This is a genomic window from Bacillus sp. T-10(2022), assembly GCF_056502895.1.
The window spans coordinates 232,396-255,117 of the sequence record NZ_CP113518.1 but is presented as its reverse complement, the minus strand read 5'-3'; the positions used below and the strand labels follow the sequence as shown (position 1 = coordinate 255,117).

The 22,722-nt window shown below is 44.2% G+C and carries 14 protein-coding genes; 2 read left to right on the top strand and 12 right to left on the bottom strand.

The features are described from left to right. Positions 1–79: 79 nt before the first annotated feature. On the bottom strand, positions 80–559 hold the full coding sequence (locus tag OSJ91_RS01325; RefSeq protein WP_485890861.1) for a MarR family winged helix-turn-helix transcriptional regulator: 480 nt from the start codon (positions 557–559) through the stop codon (positions 80–82). A 129-nt stretch (positions 560–688) separates the two neighbouring features. Here OSJ91_RS01325 and OSJ91_RS01320 point away from each other — a divergent pair, with 129 nt between their 5' ends. Further along, positions 689–2,203 carry an MDR family MFS transporter gene (locus tag OSJ91_RS01320; RefSeq protein WP_485890860.1) on the top strand — a complete coding sequence of 505 codons (1,515 nt, stop codon included), beginning with the start codon at positions 689–691 and terminating at the stop codon, positions 2,201–2,203. A gap of 279 nt (positions 2,204–2,482) precedes the next feature. Here the strand turns inward: OSJ91_RS01320 and def are convergent, their stop codons facing one another. Next, positions 2,483–3,061 (bottom strand): peptide deformylase, encoded by a 579-nt coding sequence (gene def / locus OSJ91_RS01315; RefSeq protein WP_101225705.1) that lies wholly within the window; start codon positions 3,059–3,061, stop codon positions 2,483–2,485. Positions 3,062–3,310: 249 nt separating this feature from the next. Between def and OSJ91_RS01310 the strand changes: the two genes are divergently transcribed. Further along, positions 3,311–5,044, top strand: a complete 1,734-nt coding sequence (locus tag OSJ91_RS01310) for an AAA family ATPase (RefSeq protein ID WP_485890859.1) — start codon at positions 3,311–3,313, stop codon at positions 5,042–5,044. Between the two features lie 381 nt (positions 5,045–5,425). On the opposite strand, the gene OSJ91_RS01305 is transcribed toward OSJ91_RS01310, so the two are convergent. From OSJ91_RS01305 to OSJ91_RS01260, 10 genes are all read right to left on the bottom strand, one after another. Continuing rightward, positions 5,426–6,772 carry an MFS transporter gene (locus OSJ91_RS01305; protein WP_485890858.1) on the bottom strand — a complete coding sequence of 449 codons (1,347 nt, stop codon included), beginning with the start codon at positions 6,770–6,772 and terminating at the stop codon, positions 5,426–5,428. Between the two features lie 103 nt (positions 6,773–6,875). After that, positions 6,876–7,589, bottom strand: a complete 714-nt coding sequence (locus OSJ91_RS01300; protein WP_485890857.1) for a 4'-phosphopantetheinyl transferase family protein — start codon at positions 7,587–7,589, stop codon at positions 6,876–6,878. Between the two features lie 94 nt (positions 7,590–7,683). After that, entirely contained in the window at positions 7,684–9,132 is a 1,449-nt protein-coding gene (locus tag OSJ91_RS01295) for a DHA2 family efflux MFS transporter permease subunit (RefSeq protein WP_485890856.1), read from the bottom strand. After that, a complete protein-coding gene (locus tag OSJ91_RS01290; protein ID WP_133352763.1) occupies positions 9,129–9,350 on the bottom strand; it encodes an MbtH family protein in 222 nt (73 codons plus the stop codon). The genes OSJ91_RS01295 and OSJ91_RS01290 overlap by 4 nt, the downstream gene beginning before the upstream one ends. Next, a complete protein-coding gene (locus OSJ91_RS01285; RefSeq protein ID WP_485890855.1) occupies positions 9,350–16,549 on the bottom strand; it encodes an amino acid adenylation domain-containing protein in 7,200 nt (2,399 codons plus the stop codon). Before OSJ91_RS01285 ends, OSJ91_RS01290 begins: the two co-directional genes overlap by 1 nt. 30 nt (positions 16,550–16,579) lie before the next feature. Next, positions 16,580–17,494, bottom strand: coding sequence for an isochorismatase (locus tag OSJ91_RS01280; RefSeq protein WP_485890854.1), 915 nt, complete (start codon positions 17,492–17,494; stop codon positions 16,580–16,582). Between the two features lie 29 nt (positions 17,495–17,523). After that, entirely contained in the window at positions 17,524–19,149 is a 1,626-nt protein-coding gene (locus OSJ91_RS01275; RefSeq protein ID WP_485890853.1) for a (2,3-dihydroxybenzoyl)adenylate synthase, read from the bottom strand. Between the two features lie 22 nt (positions 19,150–19,171). Then, positions 19,172–20,395, bottom strand: a complete 1,224-nt coding sequence (gene dhbC, locus OSJ91_RS01270; protein ID WP_485890852.1) for an isochorismate synthase DhbC — start codon at positions 20,393–20,395, stop codon at positions 19,172–19,174. 53 nt (positions 20,396–20,448) lie between these two features. Then, on the bottom strand, positions 20,449–21,234 hold the full coding sequence (locus OSJ91_RS01265; protein WP_350300926.1) for a 2,3-dihydro-2,3-dihydroxybenzoate dehydrogenase: 786 nt from the start codon (positions 21,232–21,234) through the stop codon (positions 20,449–20,451). Between the two features lie 210 nt (positions 21,235–21,444). Further along, complete coding sequence (locus OSJ91_RS01260; protein ID WP_485890851.1) at positions 21,445–22,314, bottom strand: alpha/beta hydrolase; 870 nt, start codon at positions 22,312–22,314, stop codon at positions 21,445–21,447. Positions 22,315–22,722 lie beyond the last annotated feature (408 nt).

Here is a 22,722-nt window from a genome sequence, read left to right as displayed (position 1 = left end):
AATAAATTTCACTCTACTCCTTTTATTATTGATAAGAAGCTGCCAGCTGGCTAAAAATAAAAAAGGCAGCCTACACCGGCTACCTTTCCCGCTCACTCATTAATTTGTCATTTTCTTTGTCCATGATTTTTGTGATATCCTCAACAAATTGATTGATCAATATTAGCTCTTGTTCATTATAAGTTGAACATAACTCCTTGGTGGCCATAGAAAGCGATTGATAGTGCGATTTAATCTGTTCCTGCCTTTCGGGTATCGGTGCAATCATTACCCGTCTTCCGTCCAATTGATCTCGTTCTCTTTTAACATAACCGGATTTCTCAAGGCGATTGATCAGTGCCGTTACCGATCCCGTGCTCAATCCTGTAATTTTGGATAATTCACCGGCAGTAATCGGTCCTGTTTCATTCAATATTTCAGCACTCTTTAAGTCCGTATGGGATACCCCTATTTTTTGAGCCATATTTTGTTGAAATAATACGGATCTCATTCCATACCGCTGCAATCTGTGTGTTAAACTCTCTAACAAAGCTGCATTCACCCTATTATTGCTTGACATAAAATGCCACCCCTTTTACACTTAAATTTATCTTGATTTTCAAGATAAATGTTTTGTTTCATCTTAACGTTTACCCTTCAACCATGTAAAGGATATTCATGAGCTGGTTGATACGAAGGAGGAAAATAAATGAACGCTCAAAAAAAACAAAAATTCATTGTTGCCGGATTACTATTGGGTATCTTGATGTCAGCAATGGATAATACGATTGTTGCGACTGCAATGGGAACGATCGTTTCTGATTTAGGAGGATTCGATAAGTTTGTATGGGTGACATCTGCCTATATGGTCGCCACGATGGCAAGTATGCCGATATTCGGTAAGCTTTCCGATATGTATGGAAGAAAGAGGTTTTTTATTTTTGGACTTATAGTCTTTTTAATCGGCTCCGCATTATGTGGCATGGCCCAGAGCATAGTCCAGTTAAGTATCTTCCGTGCAATCCAAGGGATCGGCGGAGGCGCTTTGATGCCTATAGCCTTTACGATCATTTTTGATATTTTCCCACCTGAAAAACGGGGAAAATTAACTGGCCTTTTCGGTGCTGTGTTTGGGGCATCAAGCGTATTGGGACCACTTTTAGGCGCTTATATTACTGAATACTCCAGCTGGCACTGGATTTTCTACGTCAATGTTCCGATTGGGATCATTTCTTTATTTTTCATCTGGAATTACTACAAGGAGTCACCCAACACCCAAGAGCAAAAAATTGATTGGGGTGGCGCAGCAACACTCGTCATTGCCGTTATCAGCTTAATGTTCGCTCTCGAACTGGGCGGGGAGTATGGCTGGAGTTCTTCTCCCATCATAGGACTGTTTGCCAGTTTTGTGGTTTTCTTCGTTTCATTTTTCTTTTTCGAAAAAAGGGCAAAAGATCCAATCATTTCATTATGGCTGTTTAAAAGGCGATTATTTGCCACTTCTCAGATCTTAGCCATTCTTTATGGCGGTACATTCATTATATTAACCGTCTATATCCCGATTTTCGTGCAGGCAGTTTACGGTGGTTCCGCAACAAATGCCGGATTGATCCTAACTCCCATGATGCTTGGTTCTGTATTCGGCAGTGCAGTTGGCGGGATATTCAATACAAAGACAAGTTTTCGCAACTTAATGACGGTTTCTGTCATCTGTTATTTTGCAGGAATGCTTCTATTAGGAACCATCACCCCTGATACCAGCAGGACTTTATTAACTTTGTACATGATTTTGACTGGATTTGGCATGGGCTTTTCCTTCTCCCTTTTGCCTATAGCATCCATTCACAACTTGGAACCTAGATTCCGGGGGTCGGCCAACTCAACAAACTCATTCCTCCGTTCTTTTGGGATGACACTCGGAGTAACGATTTATGGAGCGATTCAGAACAATGTATTCACAAGTAAAATGACGGATGCGTTTAAAGGGATGCAAGGAAGTCCGGATACAGCCGGGTTGATGGAGGACCCACGGCAGCTCTTCCAATCGGACGCACGTGCCGAGATTCCGGACTTTATCCTGGATAAAATCGTTCATGCGATGTCCGATTCGATTTCATTGATATTCACCTTGGCTCTCATTCCGATCGGTCTTGCAGCAATCACTGTATTCTTCATGGGAAAAACAAGAGTGGAAACACCTTCAAAAAAGGAATACTTACAATAAACAAAAAAAGCGCTGCATTTGCAGCGCTTTTTGTTATCTCCCTTCTATATAGGAAGTGAAGATTGCCGAAAGATCATACCGAGGTTACAAGTTTGGAAGAATGTATGTTTTGGAGACAGTTAAACCAGAGGCATTTCTTATATTAGGGTACATTATCCGAACTCTTAGCTAAGCTAACAGAACCTGGCCATACTCAGTGATCTGCAAAAGCATATGGAAAAGGATATCCTTCCTCATAAAACAGAAAAAAGGCAAAGCATGTCGCTTTGCCTTTTTGCCTTACAGACTTTTCACTTCCACGTTTTCCGGAAGCTTGAAAGGATTTTCGGTGTTGATCCGGTCATAAAACATCATCCCGTTTAAATGATCTAACTCATGTTGAAACACGATTGCAGCAAAGCCCTTCAGCCGCATCTCTATTTCCTCACCATTACCGTCCAAAGCTTTGATTTTAACCCGTTCATAACGCGGTACATACCCTTTAATGTCACGGTCGACGGAAAGGCAGCCTTCACTTTGCGGTAAATAGATCATTGTGGCAGAATGGCTGATGATTTTCGGATTCACAAGGGCATATTCAAACAGCTTCCCTTTTTCGTCGGGAAAATACATGACGAACATGCGTTTATTCAAGCCTATCTGATTGGCAGACAACCCAACTCCTTCACGTAAGTTGTACTTCTTTTGGAGTTTTGGGTCCTGGCTGTTTTTCAGGTATTGCATCATGCATTCCAACGTTTCACGATCTTCATCCGAAATCGGCAGGCTAACTTCATCCGTTACCTGACGCAGAATGGGATCTCCTTCTCTAACGATATCCTTCATCGTAATCATATAGTCTTTTATAAATTTACTCATAGAACTTCACACTCTTCTACCATTTTATTTTTTCATGACTTAGACCATTTCACTTTAGCATTTCGCATTTAAAAAGTCTAATATGCCGGTTAGATTAAATGTTTCTAAATTCCGTGCCCTTTAAACTTTCGTAATAAACATTATTTCTTGACTTTAACATTATTTACCTTTAATTTAAGGCATAAAGACCTATAGATTACATGTTTAAAAATTTTATACTGAATATATATTCTTAAAGGAGATGAAAAATTGAACTCGAACTCTAAATTAGTTTCGAAATTGCTGCCGTTCCTGACGGCTCTCATTGTGATAATTGCTGGAATCAGTTGGTATGTTGTTACTCAGTCAAAGGATATGGTCATTCCTTTTTCCTCGGTGGAAAAGACGATTAAAGCCCAAAATGGAGCCCTTGTCACCATTGAAGAAAAAAGAAATGGCACTCTTCACATCTCCACGCCAGATGGAGAATACGTTTCCAGTATTCCTCCCAACAGTCAAATGATCAATAAACTTGTCGAAACTTATAACGTTCAATATTCTTTTTCATCAACTAATAAATCAGCATTATGGATTTTAGGCGGATTAATGGCGGCTCTCGTCACAACCGCTGTCATTATACAGAAAAAATCAAAGGGCGGATTGCGGATCGGCAGTAAAAAACAAAGCCTTTCCACCCCAAAGCCCCTGCCAGAGATAACTTTGGATGATGTCGGCGGTTTGCAATCCGAAATCAAACAGGAAATCCTACAGACACTCACTACACTAAAGGAACCTGAACGTTCAGCTAAAATTGGAATTAAGCCGCCTCAAGGCATTTTATTATACGGCCCCCCTGGAACGGGGAAAACCTTGCTTGCACAGGCAATCGCAAAAGAGCTTGGTGCAAACTTCTTCTCAACGAGCGGTTCAGCCTTCAACGAAATGTTTGTTGGAGTCGGTGCAGCCCGTGTCCGCAGCCTTTTCCAAAATGCACGTAAGCAATCGCCAGCTGTCATTTTTATCGATGAAGTCGACGCGTTGGCTGGTAAAAGGAAAGCTCATGGCGGGGAAGAAGGAGAAAAAACGTTAACTGAACTGCTTGTGCAATTGGATGGAGGCCATCCAAATGAAGGGATTTTATTCATTGCAGCGACCAACCGGAAAGATATGCTCGATGAGGCATTTCTACGTCCGGGCAGGATCGATTTCTCTTTCCAAGTTCCACTTCCGGATACACAAGGAAGAAAGGAAATCATCAATATCCATACGAAGGGTAAGCGTCTGGCGACAGATGTCCTTGCTTCCCTGGATGAGTTGGCTGAAAGTACATCCGGTTTCTCCGGTGCTGACTTAAGCTCCCTGTTCGATACTGCATCACGTCATGCCCTGAGGAATGAACAGGATATGATTCGTAAACAGGATCTTGATTACGCCATTGACCGCACTATACTTGGAGCGACATCACGTACCTTGAATGATGTGGATACGAAACGGCGCGTGGCCATCCATGAAAGTGGACATGCCCTGATTGCGGCTTTGACAAAGCCCGGTTCCGTTCGAAAGGCGACCATCATTCCGCGTGGGGAAGCCCTTGGGTATGTAGCGCCAATACCTAAAGAACTCCATCTGGCAACAGCCAGTGAATTGCTTGATCAAGTCAAAATGATTTTAGCAGGCGGCGTGGCGGAAAGAATGTATTTAGGTGAACATAGCATCGGTGTAGGCGGAGATGTGCAGCAGGCGAAACATCTACTTGAACAAATGGTCGATACCGGAATGCTTCAAGATGGATTCACCCTCACCTTTAATAAAGGCGAGAAGGAGCAAAAGATGCAGGAGTTATTCACGAAAGCGATTTCTGAAACGGAAATGTTGATTGAATCGAATCGCCTACAGTATGAAGAGCTTGTTGAAGAGTTATTGAAAAAAGAGACACTTGAGGGATCTGAAGTTCAGCGTATCGTTGATGCAGCAGAAATAACCAGCATATGCTCGAATGCATAACACTCTTTTCCGCCGAGACTTAAGACCTAATATCCAGAGCCTGTTTGCGATAAAACAGGCTCTTTTTTTTTGACCATATATGGAAGCAATCCGCAAAGCAGAAAAGAATGCTGGGAAATTAACCAGATCCTTTACGGCTTTTCCTGCCCTTGCTGCTGCAATCCAAAGAACAATATTTGCTATTTGCCTTTCTTGGTTTGTACTTCTTCCCGCATTGACTACATTTCTTTAATTCATATTTTATGTAGGCTGTCCCTTTACATGTCTGGGAACAGTATTTAGCATTTTCGTTATAACTTTTAAATCCACGACCACATATCTGGCAAACGAAATTGGCCATTATATATCCTCCATATCATGCTAACGAACATTAGCCTTCTATCAATCTATGTTTTCGTACCGTTGTTGGAACTCCAAGGAGATCCTCGAACTGTTGTATTTATCCTGAATGAAAATTATTGCCGCTGCTGCAATTAAGGCTGGAAGTGCAAAACTGATGAAATTCATATAAATGGGCAACTTTAACTCTATTAATACTCCGCCAATCGAAGGTCCCAGAATAGCACCGAACCTGCCGATTCCAAGTGCCCAGCCAAGTGCGGTGGATTTAATATAAGTTGGATAGAAAGTTGAAATATATGCATTGTTTAAATTTTGCGATCCTATGGATGCCGCCCCTGCTACCGCAACCAAGAAATATAAAACGATTGTTCCAGGTTTAAAACCAAGTATAATTAAACAAATGGCGCCAAACGTAAATAAACTGATGAGAACTCTTTTCGACCCAATCCGATCCGCTAACCATCCTCCACATATCGACCCAATTATCGCCCCGATATTCAAGGAAAAAAGGAATAGCAAACTGGACTTTAGTGGATAACCTGCTTCAACCATCAATTGAGGCAACCAGGTTCCCAATCCATAGACCATTAATAATCCCATGAAACAGGCAATCCAGAACATGATGGTAGTTCTTCCTCGCCGGTTTTCAAATAGCTTGACTACAGGGACGCCCGTCACTGGTTTTAAATCATTTCTGAAACTATCATGTTCATGAGGGACATAGGAAGGGTCCAAGCGCTTCACTATCGCTTTGGCTTTTTTATATTCTCCATTTTCAACATAGTAATAGAGGGATTCGGGTAAGTATTTAATTAAAAAGGGTATCGATACTAGCGGAATGGCACCTATGAAAAACATCCACTGCCAACCTAGATCCGGAATCACTTTCATTCCTAATAGCGACACCAAAATGCCTCCGATCGAATAACCGCTAAACATGACGCCCACCATTATATTTTTAATCGACTTAGGTGAATATTCCGAAGTAAGAACGACCAACAATGGAGGAATCCCCCCAAGGCCCAACCCAGCCGTAAACCGGTAAATGGCAAAATCAACCGGCCCTTGAGCAAAACCTGTCAATAATGTAAATGTGCCAAAAAGTGCGACACAAGAAATGATCACTTTCTTCCTGCCCACTTTATCTGCTAAAATCCCGCAAAATAGTGAACCTATCAGGCCACCTACCAAAGTTAAACTTCCAATCAGGCCCAAAACACTTGGCTCCGTACCCCATTTTTCAACTAAACTCGGTATGACCGCTCCATAAACTACAAGATCAAAGCCATCAAAAAGAATGAGAAAAATGCACCATAGTAAAACGGAAAGATGAAATGAGTTAAATTTACTATCCTCGATAACGTGTGCTATATTAATATTCCGCAATTTCAAACCTCCGTATTCGATGGTTTCCACTGCCAGACCAAGCCGCAGAAAGCCAGTGGAATTCCACCGTATTTTCTTTTGAACCACTTTAATCCGTGTTCACTCATTCCAGAGTGATATTCAGACCCTCACATATTTGTTGAAAAGTGACTGATCTGTGGTGATCCTTAAAACTTTCGGCATTCACCTGATATGCACAGACGGCAAGCCGGTACTCGCTGTCTACCTTATACTGCCTACAGGTGAAGTCCGTTATTGGTATATTGCCATGTACATCAGTTAAGTGAATGTCTTCCATGCCATGCCTTCTCACATTAAAGCTGTGCAAAGGTATGGATAAGCCCTTGCCTATTGCTTTTATATAGCTTTCCTTCAAAGTCCAAATATCATAAAAGGAAGAAAGTCCGTCTTCTGCTTCCAATACTTGCTTATACTCTTCTTCCGTAAAAAAACCCTTGGCCAGCTGTAACTCAAACGGCCCTATTTTCTCTATATCCACTCCCACCTCTGCATCATGCACGGCACAAACCACATACTCACCAGAATGGGAAATATTATAATGGAACGATGGATAATCGGATAGAAAGGGCTTCCCAAATGACTTTGTCCTCCATCGCAGTTCTTCCTTAACCGAACCGTATCGTTCTTTAAGAACAAACCGCACCATCAAATCCCCTATTAGAGAGCGGTAAGCATCATCCAACTTGACGAACCTTTTCACCCGAAGTTGCCTTTCGGTTGAAACATGGACAAGCAGTTTATTTAAGTCGGACTCCTCTTTCTTTATAGGCAATTTACATATATATAGTTCAACCAATTCTCCTGCCCCTTCCCTAACTGCCAGCAAAATGAAGGGGAGGTCACTGGCAAAAATCCAGTGACCTCCCTCAAAAAATAACCGAATGAGTAACTTACCCGCTTTTGACCGGTTTTACATCAAGGGAATTAGCCCTATCCTGTTTCGGTATGATGGCCTTGAAATCATCCTTCCTTAAACTCATCGCAAATAATAGGGCTATGACGAGCAAAATGGCAGAACCGAAGAGAGCGAATTGATAGGATGATAGGTTAACATGCCCATTCGTTCCCATCGTGTCAGCGCCCACTGCCCCCAGGATGCTGGCTAGGATGGCGACACCCATCGCAGAGCCAATCCGGTTTTGAACATTGAACAATGTGGCGGCCATCCCCATCGAAGCCGAGTTGATATTAGTGAAAGTGGAGTACTGTATGGCCACAACTGTATGTCCCAAGCATACGCCGACGCTAAACAATAGGGCCCGAAGGAACCACGGGTTGGCTGTCGGCCCCACGAGGCTAATCAAGGTATAAATGATGATTGTGCAAAGCAGCCCCATCCGGATCACCTGATGTATGCCCAGTTTCTTTGTAGTCAAAGGCATCATCCGGGATGCCACCATCAAACCTATGGCTTCCGGGAATGTCGTCAGACCGCTTTCCAATGCTGAAGCATGAAGCGCACTTTGATACATTAACGGAAACACAAAGAGCATCCCCAATAAGCCGGCCATTGAAAATAATGAGATGATGCCTAATGTCCGAAACAATCGATCGGATAATAAACGCAAATCAAGCATCGGCTGATCCACTCGCAGCTCCAATAGAATAAATGAGAGAACAAGAACTGCACCGATAATTCCTGTGTACATGATAATGGGGGAGTCCCATCCTTTGGATGGACCTATGTTCATTGCATACATCATCATGGAAAAGCCTGCAGCTGACAGCAGGAATCCTGGAAGGTCCAACCTGCCAGCCTTGGGCTCTTTATGTTCTTTTAAAAACAGTACACCGATTAACAGGACCATAATTCCGAAAGGAACATTTATATAAAATGCCCAACGCCAAGACAGCTGCTCTGTGAAGAACCCGCCAACGATCGGACCAATGGCTGGTGCGAATGCAATGGGCAGTACAAGGGAACGGGAAACCTTTGGCCGTTCCTCCGGAGAGAACGTTCTGAATAAAATCGCCATTCCCACCGGTGTCAGGATCCCGCCTCCAGCCCCCTGCAAAACCCTGAACAAGTTCAAGGTTTGCAGATTATTGGCAAAGCCGCATAAAAAGGAGGCAGCCGTAAAGACACCCAATGCAATCAAGAATATCTTCTTGGTCCCAAATCGATCCCCTAGCCAACCCGCTACTGGAAGGAAGACAGCCAGGCTAACTAAATATCCAATATTAATGCCACTGGTTGAAGAAGGATCTAGGTTAAATTCATTACTGATTGTCGGGAGGATCACATTGACAATCGTCCCGTCCATCGAAACCATGAACATCGCTATGACATAAACGATGCACACTACTATTTTAGGGTCTAGCTGTATCCGGGATTTCACTTTGTTCCATCACTGCTGGCAACTAGTTTTAAACTATTGGGCAGCAAATCCGTCCAATTTTTGTTGATATATTCCAAGCAATCCTGCCGGCTTTCTTCCCGATATATGACGGACCAGCCTTCTGGAATAACCAAAAAGGCGGGCCAAAGGGAATGTTGACCTTCTTCATTTATCAATACATGGTAGATGCCATTTTCATTTTCGAAAGGGTTGGTCATCAGATATGTCCTCCTTCATTATTTTTTGCCAACTTCTTCATAGTGGATAGTTTGTTAGCGATAACCTGGCCAATTTCAGCAAGCGGTCCCGGCTGGCACATATCCTTATGGCGGCATTCAATATTATGCTGTTCAATCATTCCGTGGATATATGGGTTCCATGTATCAGGATAAATGGGATCAAACCAATCCGGAATGATCGTCGACCTGAAGAACAGCACATTCCCCTTAAAGGTTTTAGGTTTATACTCACCCATGATTCGAACAGAATTTACATATGTCTCTTTAAGGTTCAGAATCGTTTCTTCTTCTAAACTAGCCAATGCACTGCCATCTCGACGGAGAATTTCTATGGCACTGGCATTATCCAATGGCTGGTCTCCTAAACTATCAGGATCATAACCTCCCAATGCCAGCAAAGCGATCAAAGCCTCCTCATCATCCGGAGCCTCTTTCATTGGCAAGAAATGACTTGGATATGAATCGAGGATTGCCACCAGGCGTACGTCCTCTCCCTCATTTTGCAATTGAGTGGCCATTGCATGAACGACATTGCCTCCGAGAGACCATCCCAATAGATGATAAGGTCCTTCTGGCTGGATTGTCCGTAACTGATTGATATAGTCTGCCGCCATTTCAGTCAGCGTTTGCGGAAGTTGCTCCCGCTGTGATATTCCTCGTGCTTGTAACCCATAGATTGGATAGTCAGGCCCCAGTGCATTCATCAACCCAGCATAGCACCAGCTTAGTCCTCCAGCCGGATGTACACAAAACAGCGGAAGTTCCGGCCCATTTTTCCTAAGCGGCAGCAGGACGTCCAAAGCACTTTTGCTCGTGCCCATTTCAAGCCGTTCAGCGAGCCCCGCAACAGTCGGAGCCTCGAATAGGTTACCAATACTCAGTTCAACGCCAAGTGCTTCACGTATTTTGCTCATCAAATGGACGGCAAGCAGCGAGTGGCCGCCAAGATCAAAAAATCCATTATCTATTCCGACATGGGGCAAATCGAGAACCTCCATAAAAAGGTCGCACAGAATCTCTTCCTGCGGAGTTCTCGGTCCTCGCCCTGATTGATTGGAACCGAATTCCGGCGCCGGCAATGCCTTGCGATCCAGCTTACCATTCTGTGTCAAAGGCAATTCACCTATTTCAACGAAAGCTGATGGCACCATGTAATCCGGTAGGCCGCTTGCAACAAATTGACGTACATGCGCCGGATCGAAGGTGACATTTGACGCAGATACGACATATGCGACCAGACGCTTATCACCCGGATTGTCTTCACGAACCACTACCGCAACTTGTTCAACATGGGAATGCTGAGCAACCAATGCCTCGATTTCACCCAATTCAATACGGAATCCACGGATTTTAATCTGATGATCTGCCCGGCCTATATAATCCAAAGATCCATCTACAAGCCAACGGGCCAAGTCGCCGGTGCGGTACATTCTGCTGCCTGTTGAACTGAATGGGTTGGCAACAAAACGGTCAGCCGTCAAACCTGGCCGGCCTAAATAACCACGGGCCAGACCAGGTCCGGAAACATAAAGTTCCCCAACTACCCCTGGAGGAACTGGCTGTAAGCCTGCATCTAACACATACACGCCCAGATCGGGAATGGCACAGCCAATCAGGCTATTTGCTTTTATGGATGTTATATTCCGATTAAGCTCAAGATAGCTGACATGAACGGTGGTTTCCGTTATTCCATACATGTTGATGAGATATGGCGCATTTTCCGGATGGCGGCTGTACCAATCCTCCAAACGGCTCAGTTCAAGTGCCTCCCCGCCATAAATCACGAAGCGTAATTTAATGTCCTGCCCTAGTGCCGGCATTTTACGATCAGCCTGCATCAATTGATAAAATGCTGATGGTGTCTGGTTCAGTACCGTTACTTCTTCTTTAACAAGCAGTTGTAAAAATTCTTCCGGTGACCGGCTGATGGAATGAGGGACGACCACAAGCTTGCCTCCGTGAAGTAAAGCTCCCCAAATCTCCCAAACCGAAAAGTCAAAGGCATAAGAGTGGAACATCGTCCACACATCTTCGGAATTGAAATGGTACCAATGTTCCGTCGATCCAAAAAGTCTGATTACATTCTGGTGCGGGACCACGACTCCTTTTGGTAAACCGGTGGATCCGGAAGTATATATGATATATGCCGAATTTAAAGGTGATAACGGGTTAATCCGATCACGATCGGTTGGATTGAGAATTGAATGATCTGCCAATTCTTCTATGGTACTGGCTTCATCCATTATGATTTGCCTGATATCATGCATCTCAGGAAGCTTGGAAGCTACACCCGAACTCGTTAGAACACAAGCAGGCTGAGCATCAGACAGCATGAACGTTAACCGATCATTTGGATATTCAGGATCTAAAGGCAAATATGCAGCTCCTGCCTTGAGTACAGCCAGCAATCCTACAACCATTTCCAATGATCTAGGCATGGCCAATGCAACGAATTGCTCTGGCCCTACACCTTTAGCAATCAAGAGATGGGCTAGCTGATTCGCTTTTTTGTTTAACTCCTCATAAGTCAAGGAAGTGTCCTCATATACCAATGCAATATTGTGAGGATACTGGCTTACCCGTTCTTCCAGTAATGCAGGTAAGCACTTATGCGGTATTTCTTCGGAACTTCCATTCCAATCCACAAGGATTTCCTGGCGCTCTTCAGGTGACATTATTTCCAAAAGTCCAATTTGCCGGTCCGGTTCCGAAATGGCGCCGTCCAACAATCTTATTAATCGACTTATTAGCATCTCGGCGGTCTCACGCTTAAATAGATCTGTACTATATTCAAGGAAGCCGTTTATCCCATCCGGACTGCCATTTTCAGCATGCTCTTCACGTAATTCGATCGTCATATCGAACTTCGATGCGCCTACGCCATATAACTTCAGGTTGGATTGAATCCCTGGAAGCTCCAATTTCGGATCAGGCGTATTCTGCAGCGCCAGCATGATCTGGAATAATGGATGCCTAGATCGAGAGCGAACTGGATTCATCACTTCCACCAAACGCTCAAAAGGCAAGTCTTGATGCTCATAGGCATTTAAATTAACCCTTCGCACCCTGTCAAGAAGTTCACGGAAAGTGGGGTCACCGGAAGTATCCGTCCGTAACACCAATGTGTTGATGAACATTCCTACAAGATCGCTTAAAGCATCGTCACTTCGACCTGCTATCGGACTTCCGATAGGGATATCGTTTCCTGCCCCAAGGCGAGTGAGGAGTGCCGACAGTCCAGATTGCAAGACCATGAATAAGCTGACGCCATTATCACGGGCCAAATCCAGTAAACGACGATGCATTTCAGGATTGATAGAAAAGTCTACGGTATCACCTCTATAACTAGCTTCGAGGGGACGCGGATAATCAGTGGGCAATTCCAATTGATCTGGCAAATTAGCCAATGTTTCTTTCCAGTATTCCATTTGTTCAATGGCTAAACTGGATTCATCACCCTCACTCCCTAAAAGGCTTTCCTGCCAAAGAGCATAATCGGCATACTGTACAGGCAACGGAGGCAGGTTAGGTTCTTCACCTTTACATCGCGCCACATAAGCTGCCGTTAAATCGCGAGTGAGCGGTGTCAGGGACCATCCATCTCCTGCAATATGATGCAATAATAAAACCAATACATGCTTGTCCGGGGCCATTGTGAAAAGCTGGGCACATATGGCCGGTTCTTTTGCAAGATTGAAACTATATCGCGCAGCTGTAGCGATTTCCGCTTCAAGTTCGGACTCTTTGATGTGCGATACCAACAATTCCACTTGTGCTTCGGAGGTATCCAACACATATTGATGAGCAGTGCCTAAGGTAACAGGGAAAAGCGTACGTAAGGTTTCATGACGCTCGACTACATCATTGATCGCAGCCTCTAGTGACCTAGTATCTATTTCACCGGACAATTCAACAACCAGTGGAATATTGTACGTTGGACTTGGCCCTTCAAGACGGTGAAGGAACCATAATCGCCTCTGTGCAAAGGAAAGGGGCACCGTTTCCGGCCTATCGGCTTTCTTTACAGGTAACCTTGCACTTTTTCCATTGGAAAGCTGTTTTACAAGTCCCGAAACTGTTGGTGTCTCAAAGAGTTTACCAATGCCTATTTCGACTCCGAATGTGTCTCTGATTCGTGCCATCAGTGTTGAAGCAAGAAGGGAGTGACCGCCTAAATTAAAGAAGCTATCATCGATACCGACCCGGGAAAGACCAAGAACATCGGCAAAAAGATCGCATAATATTTCCTCCTGCGGTGTTCCCGGAGCCCGATCTGATACAAGTGCAGTGAGGTCAGGCACAGGCAATTCTTTCCGGTTAAGCTTTCCATTTGGGGTCAATGGCAACTCGTCCATCGTTATGATTGCGGACGGCACCATGTATTCCGGTAGACCGTTGCCTACAAATTCCCGAAGTTCAACCGATTCCGGTGTCGCTTCCAAAGAAGGGACGATATAGGCCACGATACGTTTATCTCCAGGCTGATCTTCACGAACAATGACTGCAGCATGGTCAACGTCAGGATGCTGGGTAAGTTTCGCTTCAATTTCCCCCAATTCGATACGATAACCCCGAATTTTGATTTGATGATCGGCCCGGCTGATATAATCCAATGAGCCATCTTCTCTCCAACGAACTAGATCGCCCGTTCGATACATGCGGCTACCCTTTGGACCATACGGATTAGCGACAAACCGCTCAGCCGTTAAATTCGGGCGGCCTAAATATCCACGTGCAAGCCCTAAACCTGCAATATATAACTCCCCTACAGTCCCTTTAGGAACGGGCTTCAAAGCTGCATCCAGCACATATACCTGTGTATTCCAAAGGGGCTTGCCGATCGAGGGCATACCGCTCTCGTTCGGATCAAGGGTAATTGATGAAGACCATATTGTCGTTTCCGTCGGCCCGTACAGATTCGTCACTTCACATCCTAATTCATGTAAAGCGTTTGTCAGGCTGATCGAAAGTGCCTCTCCTCCTACTAGCACCCTGAAATTCTTTATCACATCAGGATAATTCGCCACAAGTGAATGCCAAAGCGTTGGTGTGGCCTGCATGATGCTTATCTCATGTTGAACGATCATCTCGGACAAAGTTCTAGGGTCTTGAATCGTTTCCTTAGCAGCTATGACACAGCTTGCCCCGTTCAAAAGCGGCAGGAAGATTTCCAAACCGGATATATCAAAGGCAATGGTTGTAACCGCAAGGAGCCGATCGCGATGATCCAATGAAAATTCGTTTTGCATCGAATAAAGGAAATTGATAAGGCTTGCCGATTGAATCACGACACCTTTTGGCTTCCCTGTAGAACCCGAAGTGTAAATCATATAAGCCGGGTTAAGCGGGGACATCGTTCCATTCCTTTGTTCATCCTCCACATTTTTATCCGGCTGATTCCCCAGCGCAATAATGGTCTCTTCCTCATCCAACACGATGCGCTCCGTTCCTTTGGCATCAGTTAGTTTGGAGGAAATCCCTTTACTAGTTATGATTGCTGCTGGCCTGGCATCATCAAGCATGAATTCGATTCGATCTGATGGATAATCAGGATCGATAGGTAAATAGGCCGCTCCGGTTTTTAACACAGCCAACATGGAAATGACGATATCCACCGAACGGGTCAAAGCTATAGCCGCGAATTTCTCAGGTCCCAGCCCCTTCTCCAAAAGGAGATGTGACAGTTGATTGACCCGCCTGTTTAAATCCTTATATGTAAGAACCGTATTTTCATCGATTACGGCTGTCCAATCAGGGGTTTTTAACACTTGGTCCTCGAACAATCCAGGTAAAAGTCCAGTTGGAAGCTCTGTTTCCGTTCGATTCCACTCAAGCAGGACTTGCTGCTGTTCCTCAGGTAAAAGCAGTTCAATTTCCCCAATTGATTGGACATTCTCTGCAGCAGCAACCTTTTCAAGGAAACTCAGGAAACGCATATGGTGAGTACTCAAATCTTCAATTGTATATACCTCTGGGTTTGCATCTAAATCTATCCTTAGTCCGTTTCCATCAGACTTGTCATAAATGTTAACCGACAAATCATCGACAGGACCTGTTGCCAGCTTATGTGTGATCGCTTTACTTCCTGAAAAGTCCAGACCATAATCAAACGGCATAACATTAATTTGAGGTCCGAATAATCGTTGGTTATCACCCAGCAGTTTAAGGTCTCGACGCAATTCTTCATGTCTGTAATTTTGATGGCGGCGGATGGTACGGACTTCCTTCGACACTTGCTTCACTAACTCTTGAAAACTCATATCAGGCTGTACAGACAACCGGAGTGGCAGCAGATTCATGACCATACTGGGGATGTTCAATGAGGAAGATCCCAACCGGCCCATCATCGGTAAGCTCAGGATGACATCTTTTGAGCCTGTCAATCGATTTACGTAAACGGCCGTTACTGCAATCACCACTTCATGCCAGCTTCCTGAATATTTATGTGCATTCGCTTTTAAAGATATTGTCGCTGCAGATGATAAATAACCCGTTTGACTAATGAATCCTTTAGAAGTCCGAGGGGCTCGATCAGCCAGGCTCATGACCTCTGGCTGATCAGCAAAACGATCTTGCCAAAACTGGCGATCAAGTTCGAACTTCTCGGATTTTCTGTACGCCTTATCTTCTTCAAGAAGTAAATGTAAAGGAGCGAAGGCACCTTCCGCCAATTTCTGACCCTTCTGAAGAGCCGTATATAGTTTGGCTACTCGTTGCGAGATAAGTGAAAATCCAAAAGCATCCATTACAATATGGTGAATGCGCTGATACCAGAAAAAGTGATCTGAATCCACTTTGAACAAGGCTTGATTGAAGAGTGGATCATTTTTCAGGTCAATCGGTTGAGCCAGGTCTTTTTTCATCCATTGCATAGCTTTTTCCCGTGGGTTTTCCTCTCCACTGACATCGATGAATTCAAAAGGAACTTCGCTCGATTTCCCGCTGACCTGAAACGGTCCACTATGATCCTCACCAAAGCGGACGTGTAAAAACTCCGCCTCCATGACCGCCTGTTTCAGCGCCTTTTCAAAATGTTCTATATCAATCCGTCCATTGATTTCTATGTATTCCCCTGTGTTATAAATCGGATTATCCGGCTCCAACTGCTGAGCAAACCAGATACCTGATTGCGCGCCGGACAATTGCCAGCGCACATCTTGGTCCTGAATATTAAGCACTCCGTTTTACCTCCTTCTTTTTGGACTCAGTCACGCTAACGCCTTTTGTGAAGACAGTAGTTCCCACCAGGCAGCGATTGTCGGTTTTTCAGCCATCTGCATGAAATTAATCTCTGCCCCTTTTCCCCTTAGGATCTCAACAAGGCTCATCATTCTAATCGAATCCATTCCTAGATCCACTAGATTCTCGTCATCATCAATATCTGATGGGGATTCACCCAGAAGATCAGCGATTTGATGCCTTAGGCCTTGCAATGTTAAACCTTGCTCATCACTTTCCTCAACGGGATCAGCGAATGATTGCTCTTCGCTTTTCAATTGTTCAAGCAAACGGGATGTTGATGTTGTAACAGCACATCGTTCAGCTGCATATTTAATCGCCATTTTATGTTCTTCCAATGAAAAGTCCGCCACCGCATCAGATACCAAAAATGGTTCTATATCCTGCATGAAGGCTTCACTTGCCGTCAACAAACACCCAATATGGGCATATACCCCGCAAATGATCAGTTGATCACGTCCTTGTTCTTTCATCATTTCTAAAAGGTTTGTCCTTTTAAATGCGCTATAACGCCATTTAGTCAGTACAATGTCATCTTCGCTTGGACCGACCTCATCTACCACTTTCGTTTGATTGATATCATCATCAAGTCCTGGACCCCAAAAATCTGTGAGCAGTGCACGATCTTCCGGGTTTTGATTACCAGGTTGTGCTGTATAAACGACAGGGATCCCCAGTTCCACACATCGACTTTTTATGGACTGAATATGTGCTACCAGTTCAGTGATCGGTGATTCGCTTGTTGTATAGTAATTAAGGAAATATTGTTGCATATCATGAATGAGAAGCACTGAACGCCTTGGATCCGCTTTCCACGCAACTTTATTTTTTGGTAACTCCGATTCAACAGGCATTGCATATGGTGTGATAGCAGGAATAGCCATCAAATCACTCCTTCTATGATTTTTTTTATTCACTTCATCGTAATTCGACTGTTAAGTTTATCTGATATAATTTGTCGCAATGCTTTTTTACTCACTTTACCTAACGGCGTTTTTGGGAAGGAATCAATGAACTCAACCCGGTCAGGAATTTTAAAGACGGCGATCCCCCGCTCCTTCAAGAATTGTTTAAGTTCCCTTGCCGTCGGTGCCTGATCGCGCGGAATCACGAATGCACATGATCTCTCCCCTAGATAATCGTCCGTCATGGAAACGATGGCTGCATCATGTACTCCATCATGAGCCAGGAGATGATTTTCAACTTCCTCAGCGGCAATTTTTTCACCGCCACGATTGATTTGGTCCTTATCACGGCCTTCCACAACTATATAGCCCGACTCGGTCATGCTGACCAAATCACCAGTTCGATAGAATCCATCTATGGTGAATGCCTTCGCATTATGCTCTTCGGCTTTATAATAACCGCAAATGGTATAGGGCCCTCTCGTTAATAAATGTCCCACTTGCCCCTGTTGAACATCCCGGTCTTCCTCATCGACAATTCGGAATTCATCAAATTCCGACATCGGTCTGCCTTGTGTGTTGATGATGATTTCGTCAGGGTCGTTTAATCTTGTATAGTTAACTAGACCTTCAGCCATGCCAAAAACTTGCTGTAACTTGCAGCCGAAGGCGGGAGTTACCCGACGGGCAGCTTCTGCACTGAACTTAGCTCCCCCAACCTGAATCACTTGAAGGCTGGATAAATCATGGTCACGGGTAGATACTGCATCAAGCCACCTTAAAGCAAGAGGCGGTACAAGAGCCGTAATCGTCACGCCTTCTTTTTCAATAAGCGGAAATGCCTCATCAGGACTTGGACCTGGTGAAAGGACTACCCTGCCGCCTGCATAAAGGGTACCAAGAATACCTGGCGAGCTAAGTGGATAGTTATGGGCAATAGGAAGAACTGCGAGATAAACACTATTCATATCCACTTGGCAAATTTCCGCGCTAAGCCTCAAACTGTATATATAATCATCATGTGTTCTTGGGATCAATTTTGATAATCCAGTACTTCCCCCTGATAATTGAAGAAAGGCAATGTCACATGAATCCACTTTTGTTTCATTCTTAGTTGGATCGATATATAAATCCGCCAAATTCACGAATTCTTCTTCTTCCCCCAGGACAATCACGTTTAACAACGTATCGTTCTTGCTTTTTGCACCTCTTGCAAGATCACGATAATCAAAACCGGCGTGCTTGTCCGGGATGATGTAGGCAACTGCCTCAGCAAACTCGCAAAAATAGTTAATTTCACTGCTTCGGTGCGACGGCAAAGCAAATACAGGCAATGCCCCTAATCTAAATAGTGCAAAACAAACCTCAAAGAATTCGATTACATTGGGCAGCTGGACCACCACTCGATCACTTTTCTTTATTCCCAGTTCCTGAAATCCGGCTGCCAGCCGATCTGCACTATTGTCCAATTCCGCATAGCTCATGTTTCTTTCCCCGCTTGTAATGGCGATGCGCTCCCCATGTACCTTGGCACGCTCACGCAACATTTCCCCGAAGGTTTCCCCTTTCCAGCACCCTTGCTTTCGATATAAATCCGCAAATTCCTTTGGCCACGAAGTACACCCTGTTAACATCCTTTATCCCTCCACACACACTTTAATTTAGTGATTTTGCATCTATTCCCATTGCACGCAGCATAGTCTGAAATTTAGCTGATGTTTCCGCAAGCTCTTCTTCTGGTTTGGATTCTGCAACCACCCCAGCCCCAGCGAATAATCGAAGAACTTGTCTCTCTACCTCCGCGCACCGGATGGTAACGACCCATTCCCCATCGCCTTCTGCATCGCACCAACCAACCATTCCTGTAAAAAAACCACGATCAAATGGTTCGATTTCCTGGATGGCTTCTCGTGCAAGGTCAGTCGGTGATCCACATACAGCAGGTGTCGGGTGAAGCGCAATCGCTAACTCCAATGACGAAGTTGCGGGATCATTGAGCTCACCTTTTACTTCCGTCGACAGATGCCACATGGTTTCGGTATGTATCACTGATGGTTTTTCCGGCACATCCATCGTTTTGAAAAATGGTCTCAGTGCATCAGCTACGGCATGGACAACAACTGCATGTTCATGCAGATCCTTAGAGGATGAAAGTAACTCGTCCGCTCTCCGCTTATCCTCGACAGGGTCATCACTCCTTGGTCTGGACCCTGCCAGAGGATTTGCCAAAACCTGTAATCCCGATCTTGAAACAAGCAATTCTGGGCTAGCCCCAATCAGCGTTTTCGAGCAGGGGGCATCACCTTTCCTCTTTACGCTTTGAGGTAAATCCACGGCAAAGGTATAACCATTCTTGTTATGCTGAGCTAGATTATGAAGTAACGGATTGATATTCACTGTTTCTGATGAAGTAAGATGCAACGTTCTTGATAGGACGATTTTGTCAAGATGGCCGCCTTTTATATACGTAAGGCCGCGTTCCACACCCTCCTTATACAGGGAAGGTTCGGGTACCGATTCCATTTGATAAGTTGGCTTCTTGGTTTCCATTGAAAGGCTGGTGTGATTATCTTGCAAAGGGACTGATGAACGTATGTTTTCAGGTACAATAAGTTGAGCGTCCTTTTGATGATCGAATGGTACAGCACCGGTTACCACTGGATTGGCATGCCCTTCCTCTTTTGCCTTTTTTAATGCAGCAGCCACTCTTGCGGAGAGACTTTTCATTTGATTTGCATTCTCGTCATCTCTTGGAACCGTTATGAAGGAACCTTTTCCCAATATTGTTCGGTATGGCGATGCAAGAAAAAAGTCACCAACCTCATACTCCTCCAACAGCTGTTTCTCCAATACGGCAGTAACGCCTTTAAACTTCATCATATTAAAACCCCTCCAAATTCACTTAATATTCAGACTCCATGCGGATGGTCGTGTTAAGCACCTAAAGTGGCGCCACCATCCACACATAAATTACTCATTGTAATGTGATTCGATTGATTGGATATGAAAAATAGGATAGCGTCTACTATATCAGTAGGCATGGCTATTTTTTTCAGTGGGATTCCTACCTTGAATGCTTCAGGCATACCATTTATGACAGCTTCGGCACCATTCTCGTCGTTCCACAGGGACCATTGCATCTCCGTGTCCGTAGATCCGGGGGAAACGATATTGCAGCGGATATTATATTGGGCCAGCTCCAACCCTAAACACTTCGTAAACATGACGGCAGCTGCCTTCGATGCCGCATAGGCAGCCAATGAGATTCGAGGGACACTTGCGGCATTCGATCCGACCGTGACAATCGCCCCTCTTTTTCTTGTCACCATGTATTTGCTCACTGAACGAGATACATTAAACACACCAGTGGAGTTGACTGCGAAAGTCTTAGCCCAATCTTGGTCACTGAATGACTCGATCATTCCAGTGCGCAACACTCCGGCAACATTGACCAGTGTCTCTATTGGACCAATATCATTCTCAATTCCATCAACAATGCGATCGATTGCATGACTGTCGCTCACATCCGCTGGAAAGGCATATACCTCCAAGCCTTGAGACTTCAATTCACTTACGTATTCATTAAGCTTTTCGGCATTATAATCAATGGCCGCCACAATAAGGCCAAGCTTGGCTAAAGCCTGAACCACGGCACCTCCAATACCTTGAGCACCTCCCGTTACAAGCGCAACCTTCCCTTTACATTCCAAAAAGTCCACCTTGACACTCCCTTTCCAAGTCAAAGAATTCGATGTATAGCAGCCAAATACAATCCCCTTGCAAACAGGGGCGGTACATGGCCTTAGCAAATGCTTAAAAAGTAAAATACCAATCAATAATGATAATCATTATCAATTGGAATCTACAGGTAATGATATATATTTATAACTTAATGGTCAAGTGCCCTCCACGGATTTACTGAGAAAGACCTATTTCTTACCCGGCACATTTCTCTTCAAAGCAAAACGCAAGGCCCTGTTAATCAAAGGCGGCAAAACTGAGAGATGCCCTTCCTCTTCAAACTCCTTGAATTGAACATTAACTCCGCTTTCCTTTAAGGATAATCGTTTTGATAACTCCAATGCATTTTCGTTCATGCCGCTTTTATGGGTGCCCTCCAGTTCACCCACGCCAAGCAATAAGGAAATATCACCATTTCCTTGATTCAATCGGGAAAGAAACCTATCCTCCTCCTCACGGAACCACTTTTTGTTCCAATGGAGAGATGGGCTCCCAGCTATGTATGTTTGGAAAGCATACGGTTTTTCAAAAAGAACATATAAAGCGAAAAGGCCGCCAAGGGAATGCCCGAAAAGCGATTGGCTATTGTGATCCACTTTATACCTTTTATCGATTTCCGGTTTTAAATCTTCTTCTATGAATTTCAGAAAGTCTTCCGCTCCTCCATGCGAAGGCCATGGACTTCCATCCGGTCTTACAGGTAACTCGCTAACTGCAACAGGCAGAGTGTAATCATAATAACGTTCAGAAGAAAATGGTCCATTGGTGGCATAACCAATGCCTACAATGATGGCGGGAACCACTCCTGACTTTTCCGGCCGGCGAGATTGCAACCGTACCGCCTCGACCATCGTTCCAAATACCGAATTGGCATCAAGCAAATAAATGACTGGATATCCCGAGGGTGGCGGCTCTTCCAATGGTTTTGATACAAAGATTTGGTATTCACGTTTCCCGGCACTCGTCTGCATGGGAAACTGTTGAGTTCCTTTGATCGTAACCTCTGTACTGGCAGCAGTTTTGTCCATTACACTTTTGTCCATTTTTTTATGCATCATCTAAATGAATTCCCCCAACCTCTAATACTAGTAATTTTATTCAGGTGATTTTTAAAAGAATATAATTGAGAAAGATTACCACAACATCGATAATGATAATCTTTCTCAATGGATATATCAACCATACACCGATAATTTTTTCCTATCATTTTACAAAAAGCAGCATTCCCATCCCTTTTTACCCTGCTTTTCAAAGCCTTTTGGACATACCAAAGACATTACTTTGGAAAATTATTCTTGAAATAATAGAAAATTAATATTATATTAAATAACATGCGAAAGTGATAATGATAATCGTTATCAATATCACCCGTCGTTATGTTAAGCTACTGTTAATTTCAACGGGCAAAGGAAGTGAAAATAGATTTTCTACCAATAAGGATTTGTTTTTCAATCCTATGAAGCAGC